We start from the raw sequence: 13,407 nt of genomic DNA, 5'->3' as shown, positions 1-13,407 counted from the left end.
CCATGACCGGGGCCTTGCATTCCCGGCCTGTCACCGTCGTTGGCGGCGGGGTCGCGGGGTTGACGACAGCCATCGCGCTGCGGCAGCGGGGCGCCGATGTTGCCGTCCTGGAACGCGCGCCTGCCATTGCCGAGGTGGGCGCGGGCCTGCAACTGTCCCCCAACGCGTTGCGCGTGCTGGATGCGCTTGGCCTGCTGCCCGCGCTTGACGCCGTGTCGCTTCCCAGTTGCGCGGTGCGCCTGCGCGATGCCCGCGGCGGCGAGGTGGTGCGGCTGGATCTGGCCCGCCACCGCCCGCAGGCCCGGTTCCGCCTGGTCCACCGCGCCCGGCTGATCGAGGTTCTGGAACAGGCCGCCCGCATGGCCGGTGTGCGGATCGAATTGGACCGCCCCGTCGAAACCCCGCCCGATGCGTCCCTCCTGATCGGGGCGGACGGCCTTCACAGTCGCATCCGCGCCGCCCTCAATGGACACGAGGTGCCGTTCTTTACCGGCCAGACCGCCTGGCGCGCCGTGATTGCAGACGAGGATGCCACCCCCGAGGCGCAGGTCTTCATGGGACCGGGGCGCCACCTGGTCAGCTATCCGCTGGCAGGCGGCCTGCGCAACATCGTGGCGGTTCTGGAAACTCGCGATTGGCAGGACGAAGGCTGGTCCCATCCCGACGACCCCGCCAACGTGCGTGCGGCCTTTGCCAGCTTCGGCGGCCCTGTCCCTGACTGGCTGGCGCGGGTGGATGCGGTTCATGTCTGGGGGCTGTTCCGGCACAAGGTGGCAACCCGCTGGCAGGATGGCTGCGTGGCGATCCTGGGCGACGCGGCCCACCCCACGCTGCCCTTCATGGCCCAGGGTGCCTGCATGGCGGTCGAGGATGCCTGGACCCTTGCCGCCTGCCTGGACGCCACGCCCGATCAGGCAGCCGCGCTGTCCCGATATGAAAACCTGCGCAGGCCGCGCACAGCCCGGATCGTCGCCGCCGCGAATGACAATGCGCGCAACTATCACCTGACCGGACCCAAGCGCCTGGCTGCCCATGTTGCACTGCGCATCGGCGGCAAGATTGCCCCGAACGCGATCCTGTCGCGATTCGACTGGATCTATGACTTCGATCCTGTTGCGGAAACGCCCTGACCGGTCTTTTTGCCTTGGAAGAATATCCCACGGGGGTCCGGGGGTGTGAAACCCCCGGCCTTGCCGCCTTCAGGCGGCCTTTTCGACCGCCGCGACGATCCCGTCCACGACCTCGCGCAGCACCGTTTCGTTCTCGGCCTCGGCCATGACCCTGATCAGCGGCTCGGTCCCCGACTTGCGGATCAGCACGCGCCCGGTGCCCGCCAGCCGCGCCTCGGCATCGGCGATGACCGCGCGGACCTTGGCCGCAGACAGCGGATCGGCTCCTGCGGCGTAGTTCGTCGGGCTTACGCGGCCCCACCGGGGCCACGGTCCCTCCTCATCGGTGAAACGGCTTTTCCTCATGTCGTCTGCTCCTTCTCAGGTTGGGCAGACTCTACATCACGGAGAGGGAACTTCCGGGGGGCAGGTCAACGGCATGATGCCCTCGCCATGAGGGATGGCGTCATGAAGACGAAGATGACCCATGTCATGCGCCTTCTGGCGGGATGGAAATGGACCTTGTGGCGCATTGCGGGGAGGTCAACTGCGGCAGCTGCGTTCATGGTCTGCTCTGACCGATATCGCCAGCGGATGGACAGAGGCCACACCCATCATTGTCCTGGAAGGCACCCTGGTTGTTGAAGCGCTTGAGCGCGTCCCCACCGGCTTGCCATGCCGGCCCTGGACAGCGTCCTATGTCGGAAAGGATTTGCCGTTTTAGGCGTCAGATCGCAGGGCATCTAGGCGAACGGATACCCCGAGGATGATTGGCAAAGCGGGCTTCGCCGTCAAGAAGCGGACTCTTCCATGAACCGAGTAAAGGGCCGACCAGTTTGCCGCCCTCACTGTCCTGAAGACAAGATCCTAAATCCCAAGCGGAAGGCCCGAACATCCTACGAGGTCGCCTCATGCGCCTCCACGGCCCTTTGAGAGAAAGGTCTTTCCGTCTAAGCTCGTCGCTTCGAAGGGTTCGCCGGATTTGATCACGGCGTGAACGGTGCGCGCCATCTTGGCTGCGATGGCAGTGTAAGCCTTCCGGCGCAGATCAAGATTGTGACGATCTTGCGCGATATCCCCCTTCGAACTTGCAACGAGGCAAGCGGTAGCAAAGTTATGTGAGGCAACACGCCGGAGAACAGCTACTGAAGGTTCCTTAAACTAATTTTTGCCCTCGGCCGCATCTAAGGTTGCTGGTGGGCATCTGGCCGACGGACCACAATCACCGTTAACGACTATAATCAGGATCCTGTTGCGGCGGCGCGTCAAACGCTTTCCGAAAAGCCGTGGGAGATCAGGTGATCCCAGGCTAAGGTGATCGTCCTGGCCTGACACCACGTCCTGGCTTGGCCCCAGATAGCGCAAAAGACGTCTGGCACCGCGTCGCCAAAGATTTGAACAAGGTCACCTCGATCAACGACGACGATCATCAGGTGTTCCCGCTCGGTGGGCCAGCAGCCGAGGTGCATGGCGATGGCAAATGGGCCGGCCGCCTTGATGCTCCCCCGCTGCCCGAAGCCAGTTCGTCACTGGCTTATGACAGTGCTTGATTATCATAAAAGTATGATTTTAATTCATTGAATTCTGCCTCGGATTGGCATGAAGTTATGCCAAACAGGGGGTGTTTGATGGAAACGGCAGGATTGGTGCGGAAGGGTGACCCAATCGCGGTGATCGGCGGCGGGCTGATTGGGATCAGTTGGACGGCGCTGTTTCTCGCCTGGGGACACGACGTCGCCCTGTTCGAGCATGAGGAAACGTTGCGCCGTGCAATCCCCAGGGCAGTTGCGCGGCCGATCGTCCAGGTCGCGGAACTGATCCCCGGCCTTCCGGCACGGGGGCGATTGCATCTTGCGGGCAGCCTTGAGGAAGCGGTTCAGGGCGCGGCTTGGATTCAGGAGAACGTGCCCGAGAAGGTATCCCTGAAACGGGCGATCTATGCCGCGATCGAGGCTGCGGCCCCGGCAGGCATCACCATTGCCTCCAGCACATCGTCGCTGGTCTGGTCGGAGCTTTCCGCCGACATGGCCGACCCGTCGCGGCTGATCACCGCCCATCCCTTCAATCCGCCCCACCTGATGCCCCTGGTCGAACTGTTTGGCCCCGATCCCGGCCGCATCCAGGCGGCCGCCGCCTTCTATCGCAGCCTGGGCCGCCACCCGGTCTTCCTGCGGCGAGAGGCCGTGGGCCATATCGCCAACCGCCTGTCCTCGGCCCTGTGGCGAGAGGCGGTGAACATGGTCGCCGAAGGCATCGCCGATGTGGACCAGATCGACGCGGCGCTTGTCCATGGCCCCGGCCTGCGGTGGTCGGTAGTGGGGGCGCACATGGCCTATCACCTGGGGGGCGGGGCAGGGGGAATGGCGCAATACCTGTCCCATCTCGGTCCCAGCCAGGAACGGCGTTGGCAGGATCTGGGGCAGCCCCGGCTGGACGCCGCCACCTGCGCCAAGCTGGTTAAGGGAATCGCGTCCGAAGCCGCGGGCCGCGACATTGCCACGCTGGAGGCAGAACGCGACACGGGGCTGATCGCGGTCCAGCGGGCCTTGCGGTCGTTGAAGCCGGGAAAGGCGGGGCCGACATGACCAAAGCCAATTCTCCGACGCCCCTTTATCATCGGGTCTATGCCGTCATGCGAGAGCGGATCGTGAATGGCTATTACCCCGACAACCTCCCTGTTCCCAGCGAGGCGGAATTGTCCGGCAGCTTCGGCGTCAGCCGCATCACCGTCCGCAAGGCGATGGAGATGCTGTCGGCCGAAGGGCTGATCACCCGGATGCGCGGGCGCGGCACCTTTGTCACCGACCGGGCGCAGAAATCGGCCCTGAACCGGGCGGTGGTGTCGAACATCAACGGGCTGTTCAGCTATCTCAACACCGTGGGCCAAAGCACGCGGCTAAGGGTCGTCAGCCTGGACCGGGGCGAGGCGCCGCCCCGGATCTGCGCGCAGATGGGGATCGCCCCCACCACGGAACTGGTCCGGTCGGTTCGGGTGCGCGACCTGGACAAGCGGCCCTATTCGCTGTCGATGGCCTATCTTCTGCCCGATGTGGGTGCCGGGCTGACACGGCAGGATCTGGCCACGACCAACATGATCGACCTGGTGCAGCGCGAGGGCGCGGTGGTCGAGCAGGTGGAACAGGTGCTGACCGCGACACTGGCCGACGAATACGCGGCAGAGCTTCTGCAGGTGCCGATCGGCGCGCCGCTGATGCGCGTCAACCGCTTCTTCTTCAACGACCAGATGGTGCCTTTCTATGCGGCCGAGATCCTGTATTGCGCCGACCGTTATGAATACCGCGTCTCGCTGAAACGCGAACAGGGCCAGGATTTCCTGCTGGATGGCTCTCAGCCGGGCTGAGGCGCGAAGCCTTGGCGCAGCACGCGGCCAAGCGGTCGCCGCGCTCGTTTCCTCGGCAAGGGCCAGGGCCGCAGGCAGGACATGGCTCATCGGGTGGCCCCGGGCGCGGCGATGACCGTCCTGAAGCTGCAGCACCGTCATCGCCATGCCGTTGGCAAGGGCAGCCGTTCCGCAGCAGCACCCTGTGCATGACCAATGACCGAGGCCGGGCCGGCACATCCTGAAACCGCCATCGCACCCCGTGCGGCGCTGACCGAGGGATGCGCCGCCCCTGCAGCCATGACCGCCAGGGTATCGAGGACGAAGTCGCGCCAGAGAGCCTGATCCCCTGCAGTCAGGGCGCCGAAATCGCTGCGGGCGGCTGCGAGCGACAGAATCCGCACCGCCTCCACCGCCTCAGCCCTTCGCCTGCGCTTCTGCCTCCGCCCCCGCCTTCATCATCGTCCGCAGCATGTCCAGACGCGGCTCGACAGGCGCGGGATAGGCGGCACGGCCATGGGTCAGGCCAAGCGCCAGGAAGGTCTCGACCAGCTTGTAGGTCAGGGGGCCGGGGTTCACCACCGGGACCGGCAGGTGTTCGGCCAGGTATTCGCCCGCCTGGTGCATGGTGGTGGACCCCAGGCAGATCACCTCAGCCCCGTCCTCGTTGATGCAGCGCAGGGCGACATCGCGCATCCGGGGAAAGACCTGATCCTCTTTCCCGCCCAGCAGGTTCGCGAAATCGGGCGGCTGGTCTAAGCTGCGAACCGATGCACATTGCCGGTCGAAGCCGTATTCGCGGATAGCCTTGCGATAGCGGGGCAGGGCAGGTTCCCATTGCGCCAGGATCGAAAACCGCCCGCCCAGTGTCAGCGCATAGAGCATGGACGCCTTGCCCGCGCCGATCACCGGAATGTCGAGGACCGACCGCAGCATGACCATGCCGCTGTCCGACATGGTGTCGATGCAGACCGCGTCGAAGCCTTCGTCTTGGGCGGTGCAGCCCGCCTCGAAGATCGCCATATCCATCAAGCCCCAGTCATGGGGCGACATGAAGGACGTCGGCCCGCAGGTGACCGGGCGATAGGTCAGCTGCCAGTCGGCGGGCAGGGTAACATAGGCCGACTGCGCCTCTCGGTTGCGGATGCCCTCGTCATCCAACGCGAAAGGGACGATGACAAGGATGCGGGTCACGGGCGGTCCTCCAGGAAGGCGGCCCCGGCGGCGCCGATGGCGCGGATCATGTCGTGCTTGGGGGAAAGCGGCGCGGGCCAGGTGGCCTTAGAATGGGTCAGCCCAAGATCAAGCGCGACCGAGGCCAGCTTGTAGGTCAGCGGGCCGGGATTGATGACCGGCACGTCCAGGCGGCTTGCCAACCAGTCATGCGCCTGATGCATGGTGGTCGATCCCAGGATCAGCACCTGCGCGCCGTCATCGTCGATGCAGCGCCGGGCGGCATCCAGCAGCAGGGGAAAGACCTGATCTTCCTTGCCCGACAGCAGCGCTTTGTTGTCGGGCGTGACGCCGATCGACCGCATGGAGGCGCATTTATGCTCCATCCCCAACTCGCCCAGCGTCTTGGTGTAAAGCATCTTCCAGCGGTCCCACATTATCAGGATCGAGAATTTCTCGCCCAGCATCTGCGCGACCAGCATGGACTGCCGCCCCGGCGCGATGACCGGGATGTCCAGCACCGACCGCAGCATCGCCATGCCACTGTCGGACATGGTGTCGATGCAGACCGCGTCATAGCCTTCGAGCTGGGCATCCAGCCCCGCATCCAGGATCGAGAAATCGGCAAGCGCCATATCGTGCTGGCTGGAGTAGTTCCCGGGTCCGACGCGCACGGGGCGATAGTCGAACCTGATCCCCGGACCCAGGTCCACCGCGCCCATCTGCGCCTGCCGCAGGGCAAGATCCTCGTCTCCCATGGGGAAGGGGACGATCACCAGGATGTTCTTCATCTTTTCCTCCATCCTCGTCATGCCTCGGCTGCGATGCGCGCGGCGGTGATGCCGGCCAGGCGCCCGAAAGCGGTGGCCGACAGCAGGCCGTTGCCGGACAGATAGCCATAGTTGGAATCGCCGGACAGGCCGCGCGCGGCCCCGCCCCCCGCCATCAGGTTCGGCAGCGGCGTGCCATCGGTCCGCAGCACCCGTGCGTCATGGTCGATGACCAGCCCACCCTGGGTGTGGAACAGCGCGCCATTCACCTTGACCGCGCGGAAGGGCGGGACCAGCACCTGGTCGGGCGCGAAGCTGCGGCCCAGGCGGTCGGGTATGCCGCTGGCTGCAGCGGCGGCGATGCCATCCAGTTCAGCTTGCAGCGAATCAAGGGGCAGGCCTGTCACCGTAGCCAGATCCTCGACTGTATCGGCGGACTTCACCGCCCCCAGCTTGCGGATCTCGCGATAGTCATGGAAATCCAGCGCGGCTTCCTCGCAGCGGGCATCGAAGATGTCCCAGGCGACATGGCCTGGCTGTGCCGCAACCTCGGCCCCGTGTTCGGAATAGCCGCGCATCTCGTTGGAAAACCGTCGGCCCTCGGTGTCGACCAGGATGCCGCCCTGCGTGACCACGGCCCAGGTCAGCGGCAACCCATGGGGATGCGCGACCGATCCGTGGCCCTGATACGCGCCCATGTCGGCCAGTTGCGCGCCCAGTTCCGCGCCCCATTTCACCGCGTCGCCGGTGTTCGACAGATGCCCGCAGCATTCGGCGTCGGCGATTTCCGGGATGTGGCGGCGCACCATGTCCGCGTCGCCTGCGAAGCCGCAGCAGGCCAGGATCAGCGCCTTGCAGCCCAAGGTCTCCACGGCGCCATCAGGACGGCGGAAGCGCACGCCGGTGACGCGGCCCTCGGCATCGACGAACAGATCCTCGACCGAGGCGCCGGTCAGCAGGTCGATGCCCGCGCGCGACACCGCTGACAGCAGCGCCTGTTCCAGATCCACCCCGGTGCGGCTGTCCGGCCCGTGCATCCGCATCCGCGAATGGCCGGGATACAGGAATCCCGTCACCAGCCGGAAGCTGACGGCGTGGCTGTCCATCAGCCAGTCGATCATCGGACCCGAGGTGCGGGCGGTCAGAAGCGCCATGTCCTGCGGCGTATGGCCGTGCGTCTTGGCCACGATGTCTGCGGCGAACAACTCGGGGTCGTCGTCGATCCCGGCCTCGCGCTGCAACCGCGTGCCTGCCGCCGGGATCAGGCCCGCCGACAGCGAGGTCGAGCCTTGCGGGTTGTCGTCGCGTTCGAGGATCATCACCTCTTGCCCCGCGTCATGGGCGGCAAGCGCCGCGACAAGGCCGCAGGCGCCTGCGCCGATCACCACGACCGGCATCTCGAAGTCGAAATCCACGCCATCGGCGGACAGAACGGCCATGGTGTCTTCCTTGTGGTCAGTAATCGGTGCGGCTGTTTTCCGGCGTGCCATAGCGGGCTTCCAGTTCCTGCACCTCGGCCATGCGGGCGGTGTCGAAGAACTGCTTGAAGCTCATCACATGGGGCGCGACCGAGGCGATGGTTTCCTCGCGCTTCAGCACCTCGAGCGTCTTGCGCGCGGCCTCGCAGGCCGACAGCAGCAGCCAGTTGGGATAGATGATCAGCTTGAAGCCGAGCGCCTCGATTTCCGTGCGCGTCAGGAACGGCGTCTTGCCCGAGGTCGCCATGTTGTAGAGCAGCGGGATGCCGGGGAAACGTGGTGCGACATGGGGCAGGTCGTCGGGCAGGGGGCTTTCGATGAAGATCACGTCGGCGCCTGCCTCGCGATACATCTCGGCCCGGTCGAAGGCGACGTTGCGGCCGTGCAGCGCCAGGGCGTCGGTGCGGGCGATGACCACGAAGTCGGGATCCACGCGCGCATCCACGGCAGCCTTGACCTTGGCGACCATGTCTTCCGCGCTGATCAACTGCTTGCCCGACAGGTGGCCGCAGCGCTTGGGGAGGACCTGGTCTTCCAAGTGGACCGCCGCCACGCCGCCGCGTTCGTAAAGCTGGATCGCCCGGCGCACGTTCAGCGGTCCGCCGAAGCCGTTGTCCGCATCCGCGATCAGCGGCAGGTCTGATGCGTCGGCGATGCGGGTGGCGTTGTCCACCATCTCGGTCATGGTCAGCAGCCCCACGTCGGGATAGCCCAGCCGCGTGGCCGATGTTCCGGCCCCGGTCATGTACATGGCCTCGAACCCTGCCTCGGCGACAAGGCGGGCATACATGGCGTCAACGACCCCGGGGGCCATGACGGCCCGTTCGCCTGCCAGGGCCTGGCGCAGGCGGCGCGTGCGTGTCAGCGACATTTTCGTTTCTCCGTTTGCGTCTGTTGTGCCGCCGGACGACGCGCGCCCGGCGGGCGGGCCGTCAAAGACCCAGATAAGCCTGGCGAAGCTGCGGATCGGCCAGCATCCCGGCCGCGTCCCCCTGCATCACCAGATGGCCTTGTTCGATCACATAGGCCCGGCTTGCGACGTTCAGCGACTGCATCACGTTCTGTTCTACCAGCAGCACCGCGCAGCCATCGGCATTGATGCGCCCGATCAGGCCGAACATTTCCTCGACCATCAGGGGCGACAGGCCCAGCGAGGGTTCGTCCAGGATCAGCAGCTTGGGTTCGGACATCATGCCGCGCCCGATCGCCAGCATCTGCTGTTCGCCCCCCGAAAGCGTGCCCGCAAGCTGGTCCAGCCGTTCGCGCAGGCGCGGGAAGATCGTGCAGATGCGGTCGAAGTTCTGCTTGCGGTTGGCCGTCGCGCGGCGGAACGCGCCCAGTTCCAGGTTTTCCGCGACCGACAGGTTGGGGAAGATCTTGCGGCCTTCGGGCACCTGCGCGATGCCAAGCGCCACGATGTCGCGCGGCTTCATGCCGGTGATGCGCGTCCCCTCGAACCGCACCTCGCCTGCCGTGGGCCGGATGAAGCCCGAGATGACGTTGTTCAGCGTGGTCTTGCCCACCCCGTTCGACCCCAGCAGGGCCACGATCTCGCCCGCGTCGACGCGCAGGTCGATGCCGTGCAGCACGGCCATGGAGCCATAACCCGCACGGATGCCGGAAATCTCAAGCATGCTGTCCCTCCTGCAGGCGGGCGGCGGCGCCGTGGCCCAGATAGGCCTCGACCACGCCGGGATCCTGGACCAGTTCGCGGGGCGTGCCATGGGCGATCATCTTGCCGTGGTTCAGCACATAGGCAGTTTCGGCCAGGCTCATCACGGCCTGCATCACGTGTTCGATCATCAGGAAGGTGTGCCCCTCGTCTCGGATCTGGCGGATGATGCCGACGATCTCGGACACCTCGGACGGGATCAGGCCCGCCATCACCTCGTCCAGCAGCAGCAGCTTGGCGCCGGTGGCGAGCGCTCGGGCCAGTTCCAGCCGCTTGCGCCCCGCGATGGTCAGGGAGGACGCCGGGCGGTCCAGCATCGCGCCCATGCCCAGCCGCTTGCCGACCTGGCGTGCCACTCCCATTGCCTCGGCCCGGTCGTGGTGGTGCAGATAGGCACCCACGGCGATGTTTTCCTGGACCGTCAGGCCCGCGAAGGGCTGCACGATCTGGAAGGTGCGGATCATGCCCATGGCGCAGATGCGGTGCGGGGGCAGGCCGGTGATGTCCTGGCCCATGAAGCGCACCGTGCCTTCGTTCGGCTTTGTGAAACCCGCGATCATGGTGAAGCAGGTGGTCTTGCCCGCGCCGTTCGGACCCAGCAGGCCGACGATGCCGCCTTCGGGCACGTCCAGGGAAGCGTTGTCCACCGCCTTCAGGCCGCCGAAGCTTTTGGACAGGTTGCGGACCTCAAGCATTGTCGTCCTCCTTCTTGTGGAAGGTGCCGATGCGCGCGGCAAGCCCCATCAGGCCCTGCGGCAGGAAACGCAGCGCGCAGATCAGGACCACCGCGTAAAGCACGAAGTTCAGGCCCGGCGCATTGTGCAGCAGATGTTTCGCGCCCTCGCCCAGCAGATGCAGGCCCAGCGTGCCGATCAGCGGTCCCCAGACGGTACCCGCGCCGCCGATGATCGGGCCGATCAGCGCCTCGATCGACACCGCGCTGCCATAGACGACGGCGCTGTCGATGAACAGCCAGACCTGAAGATACAGCACCCCGGCAAGTCCCGCGAAGGCGCCGGAAATCGCCATGGCCTTGACCTTGATGCAATAGGTGTCGATGCCAAGCGCGCGGGCCGCGTCCTCGTTTTCCCGCACCGCGATCAGATAGGCACCGAAGCGCGAATATTTCAGCCAGGCGGTCAGGGCCATGACCAGGGCCACGATCACCAGCAGGATCGTATAGACGACGGTCCGGTCGTTGAACTGCAACGTGGACAGCCCCGGATCAAGCCGCAGTTGCAGGCCGCTGCCCCCGCCAGTGATGGCAAAGGACGAGGCGCAGATCCGTAGCACCTCGGCGAAGGCCAGCGTGACAAGCGCGAAGTAGGATCCCTTCAGGCCATAGCGGAAGGCAAGCGCGCCGATGAAGGCCCCCATCGCCGCACCCGCCACGATCCCTGCGGCGAATGCGATCCAGGCGTTCACGCCATACTGGACCTGCAGGATGGCCGAGGCATAGGCTCCGGTCCCGTACATTGCGGCATGGCCGAAGGACGCCATGCCCCCGAAGCCGCCGGTGATATTCCAGGCAAGCGCCACGACGGCGACGATCAGCGCGTTTATCGTGAAGCCCATCCAGACGGGCGAGGACATGAAGTAGAGGCTGGCCAGATAGATCAGCGCCAGTGCGATCAGGACCGCCTGTCCCATGGATTGCGGTTTCATCACGCGGCCCTCCTGCCCAGAAGACCCGACGGCTTGAACAGCAGGATCAGGATGAAGGCCATGAAGATGCCGATCTGGCCCAGGCTTTCGCCCAGGAACAGCCCGCAGAGCGACTCGATCACCCCCAGCAGCAGCCCCGCGATCAGCGCGCCGGGCAGGCTGCCCATGCCGCCCAGGACGACCGTGGTAAAGGCCACGAGGACGAAGGAGTAACCCACCTGCGGCGTGACATAAAAGGTCGGCAGCAGCAGGCAGGCGGCAAGCGCCACGCAGGCCGTGCCGATGCCGAAACAGATCGCATAGGTGTGGTTCACGTCAATGCCCACGATTTCAGCCCCGCGCTTCTCGATGGCGACGGCGCGGATGGCGGACCCGGTGCGGGTGCGGGTCATGAACAGCCACAGCAGGGGCGCGGCGGCGATGGCCGCGAAGAAGGCGATCACCCGGCCCAGCGGCAGATAGGCGCCCAGGAATTCCACGGTGTTGTAGGCATAGGGGATGTCAACGCTGCGCGTGTTGGATGTCCAGAAGTAAAGCGCCAGGTTGTCGATGATCAGGGCAAGCGCCAGCGTGACCAGCAGGACGTTCTGTTCCGACCCGCCGCTCATGGGGGCGATCAGCCAGCGTTGCAGGACATAGCCCAGGCAGAAGAACACCGGCAGCAGGATCGGGATCGCCAGATAGGGATCCACGCCCATGTGGACGAACAGGAAATAGGCCGCATACAGCGCCAGCATCAGCAGGCTGCCATGGGCGAAGTTGATGATGTGCAGGACACCGTAGATCAGGGTCAGCCCAAGCGCGACAAGCGCATAGACGGCCCCCATCGTCAGGCCGCTGAGCACGGCGGGCAGGATGAGGCTGGACATGGACACTCGCTTGTCATGGGTCGGCCGGTGGCCCCCGCCGGGTGGCGGGGGCGTGGTCGGATCAGCCTTCCTGCGGAACAGGGAAGACAGGCTCGGCGGTTGCGTATTCCTCGGGGAAGACCAGCTCGATCTCCTCGCCCCGGATCTGGGTGTTCACCGGCTGCGAATTGACGTTGTCGCCATTGACGAACTTGGTCGGGCCGTAAGGCATGATCGAGCCGTCAAAGGTGGATGCCGCCAGCGTCTCGATCATCGCCTTGCGGTCGGTCGAGGCGCCGCGTTCCAGGGCGTCGGCGATCACCTGGATCGTGGCATAGGACACCATCACATCATAGGTCAGGTCCAGCCCCGCCTCGGCCACGCTGGCCGCAAGCGCCTGGGATTCCGGCTTGTTGGGGTCGTACCAGTGGTTGCAGTCCATCACATACTGCGCCACGTCGTTGTTTTCGCGCACGAACTTGATGTTGGACGCGGCGCCGCCCAGGATAGAATAGATCGCCATCAGTTCGGCCCGCTGCTGGCGCAGGGCGCGGGCCATCAGCGTGTATTCGTTCAGATAGTTCGACGGGATCAGGATGTTGGCGCCCGACGCCTTCACCCGCAGCGCGATGTTGTTGAAGTCGCGATGCGGCGTGGGGTGGGAAATCGTCTCGACCACCTCGATGCCCTGCTGGGGCAGTTGCTCGGCCATGATCTTGGCCATGTTCGATCCGAAGGGGCCGTCCTCGTGGACGATGGCGGCGGTCTTGACTGGGCTGCCGGCAGCCGCGTTCAGCTGCTTGAGGTTTTCAAGCGCGACGCTGGTGCATTTGTTCACGCCGGGCGTGAAGCGGAAGACGTTGGGCAGGCCGCGTTCCACGATCATCTCGGCCGTGCCGATGGAAAACACCTGCGCCAGGTCGTATTTCGCCGCCGCCTGCGACGAGGCAAGGCCCAAGGCCGATGCGCTTGCGCCGGTAAAGGCCACCACGCCCGCCTCGGCCAGGGTGTCCACGGCGGACGCGGCGACCTCGGGGCGGCTTTGGGCATCGACCACGACCAGTTCGATCTGCGCGCCGCCCATGCTCTTGATGCCGCCAGCGGCGTTGATCGCGTCGGCCGCGAATTTCGCGCCCGCCGCGCATTGCGTCCCGTTATAGGCCAGGTTGCCGGTCAGCGGTTCCAGCACGCCGATCTTCACGGTCTGGCCCTGCGCCCGCAGGATCGAGGGCATGGACAGCCCGCTGACAAGGGCAGCCGCGCCCGAGGCCTTCAGCAAGCCGCGGCGATTGAGTGTGTATGTCATTGTCGTCTCCCTGCTTGTTATTCGTATGACTTGTTAAAGGCGTGGG

General features: G+C 65.6%; 14 protein-coding genes and 3 pseudogenes. 4 read left to right on the top strand and 13 right to left on the bottom strand.

What is annotated here, in order from left to right; genetic code table 11:
• Window positions 1-2 precede the first annotated feature (2 nt).
• Entirely contained in the window at window positions 3-1,130 is a 1,128-nt protein-coding gene (locus Q5701_RS09580) for an FAD-dependent oxidoreductase (protein ID WP_306755004.1), read from the top strand.
• Between the two features lie 69 nt (window positions 1,131-1,199).
• Here Q5701_RS09580 and Q5701_RS09575 read toward each other — a convergent pair.
• A pseudogene (locus Q5701_RS09575) lies at window positions 1,200-1,406 on the bottom strand (phosphoglucosamine mutase); the annotation flags it as partial.
• Between the two features lie 612 nt (window positions 1,407-2,018).
• Window positions 2,019-2,183 (bottom strand): annotated as a pseudogene (locus Q5701_RS09570) (IS110 family transposase); the annotation flags it as partial.
• Between the two features lie 320 nt (window positions 2,184-2,503).
• Here Q5701_RS09570 and Q5701_RS09565 point away from each other — a divergent pair.
• The 3 genes from Q5701_RS09565 to Q5701_RS09555 all read left to right on the top strand — a co-directional run bounded on the left by Q5701_RS09565 (window position 2,504) and on the right by Q5701_RS09555 (window position 4,470).
• Window positions 2,504-2,659 carry a hypothetical protein gene (locus Q5701_RS09565; RefSeq protein ID WP_306755003.1) on the top strand — a complete coding sequence of 52 codons (156 nt, stop codon included), beginning with the start codon at window positions 2,504-2,506 and terminating at the stop codon, window positions 2,657-2,659.
• Between the two features lie 96 nt (window positions 2,660-2,755).
• Window positions 2,756-3,694 carry a 3-hydroxyacyl-CoA dehydrogenase NAD-binding domain-containing protein gene (locus Q5701_RS09560; protein WP_306755002.1) on the top strand — a complete coding sequence of 313 codons (939 nt, stop codon included), beginning with the start codon at window positions 2,756-2,758 and terminating at the stop codon, window positions 3,692-3,694.
• Window positions 3,691-4,470, top strand: a complete 780-nt coding sequence (locus tag Q5701_RS09555) for a GntR family transcriptional regulator (RefSeq protein ID WP_306755001.1) — start codon at window positions 3,691-3,693, stop codon at window positions 4,468-4,470. The genes Q5701_RS09560 and Q5701_RS09555 overlap by 4 nt, the downstream gene beginning before the upstream one ends.
• 96 nt (window positions 4,471-4,566) lie before the next feature.
• Here the strand turns inward: Q5701_RS09555 and Q5701_RS22850 are convergent.
• The 11 genes and pseudogenes from Q5701_RS22850 to Q5701_RS09505 form a co-directional block, all read right to left on the bottom strand.
• Window positions 4,567-4,611: pseudogene (locus tag Q5701_RS22850) on the bottom strand (hypothetical protein); the annotation flags it as partial.
• Window positions 4,608-4,853: a hypothetical protein gene (locus Q5701_RS09550; RefSeq protein WP_306755000.1), complete on the bottom strand. Its 246-nt coding sequence runs from the start codon at window positions 4,851-4,853 to the stop codon at window positions 4,608-4,610. The pseudogene Q5701_RS22850 and the gene Q5701_RS09550, both read right to left, overlap by 4 nt.
• Before the next feature lie 13 nt (window positions 4,854-4,866).
• The gene (locus tag Q5701_RS09545; protein WP_306754999.1) at window positions 4,867-5,643 is read right to left on the bottom strand and encodes an aspartate/glutamate racemase family protein; all 777 of its coding nucleotides are present in this window, start codon (window positions 5,641-5,643) and stop codon (window positions 4,867-4,869) included.
• On the bottom strand, window positions 5,640-6,413 hold the full coding sequence (locus Q5701_RS09540) for an aspartate/glutamate racemase family protein (protein ID WP_306754998.1): 774 nt from the start codon (window positions 6,411-6,413) through the stop codon (window positions 5,640-5,642). Before Q5701_RS09540 ends, Q5701_RS09545 begins: the two co-directional genes overlap by 4 nt.
• 17 nt (window positions 6,414-6,430) lie before the next feature.
• Window positions 6,431-7,831 (bottom strand): FAD-dependent oxidoreductase, encoded by a 1,401-nt coding sequence (locus Q5701_RS09535; RefSeq protein WP_306754997.1) that lies wholly within the window; start codon window positions 7,829-7,831, stop codon window positions 6,431-6,433.
• 16 nt (window positions 7,832-7,847) lie between these two features.
• Window positions 7,848-8,741 carry an isocitrate lyase/PEP mutase family protein gene (locus Q5701_RS09530; RefSeq protein ID WP_306754996.1) on the bottom strand — a complete coding sequence of 298 codons (894 nt, stop codon included), beginning with the start codon at window positions 8,739-8,741 and terminating at the stop codon, window positions 7,848-7,850.
• A gap of 61 nt (window positions 8,742-8,802) precedes the next feature.
• On the bottom strand, window positions 8,803-9,504 hold the full coding sequence (locus Q5701_RS09525; protein ID WP_234853338.1) for an ABC transporter ATP-binding protein: 702 nt from the start codon (window positions 9,502-9,504) through the stop codon (window positions 8,803-8,805).
• A complete protein-coding gene (locus tag Q5701_RS09520; protein ID WP_306754995.1) occupies window positions 9,497-10,237 on the bottom strand; it encodes an ABC transporter ATP-binding protein in 741 nt (246 codons plus the stop codon). Before Q5701_RS09520 ends, Q5701_RS09525 begins: the two co-directional genes overlap by 8 nt.
• On the bottom strand, window positions 10,230-11,207 hold the full coding sequence (locus tag Q5701_RS09515; protein ID WP_306754994.1) for a branched-chain amino acid ABC transporter permease: 978 nt from the start codon (window positions 11,205-11,207) through the stop codon (window positions 10,230-10,232). Before Q5701_RS09515 ends, Q5701_RS09520 begins: the two co-directional genes overlap by 8 nt.
• Window positions 11,207-12,076 (bottom strand): branched-chain amino acid ABC transporter permease, encoded by an 870-nt coding sequence (locus Q5701_RS09510; protein ID WP_306754993.1) that lies wholly within the window; start codon window positions 12,074-12,076, stop codon window positions 11,207-11,209. Before Q5701_RS09510 ends, Q5701_RS09515 begins: the two co-directional genes overlap by 1 nt.
• A gap of 61 nt (window positions 12,077-12,137) precedes the next feature.
• Complete coding sequence (locus Q5701_RS09505) at window positions 12,138-13,361, bottom strand: ABC transporter substrate-binding protein (protein ID WP_306754992.1); 1,224 nt, start codon at window positions 13,359-13,361, stop codon at window positions 12,138-12,140.
• Between the last annotated feature and the right edge of the window lie 46 nt (window positions 13,362-13,407).

Source organism: Paracoccus actinidiae (genome assembly GCF_030863885.1).
Taxonomy (GTDB): domain Bacteria; phylum Pseudomonadota; class Alphaproteobacteria; order Rhodobacterales; family Rhodobacteraceae; genus Paracoccus; species Paracoccus everestensis.
The sequence above is the reverse complement of the archived record's forward strand: the minus strand, read 5'-3'. Positions and strand labels throughout refer to the sequence as shown.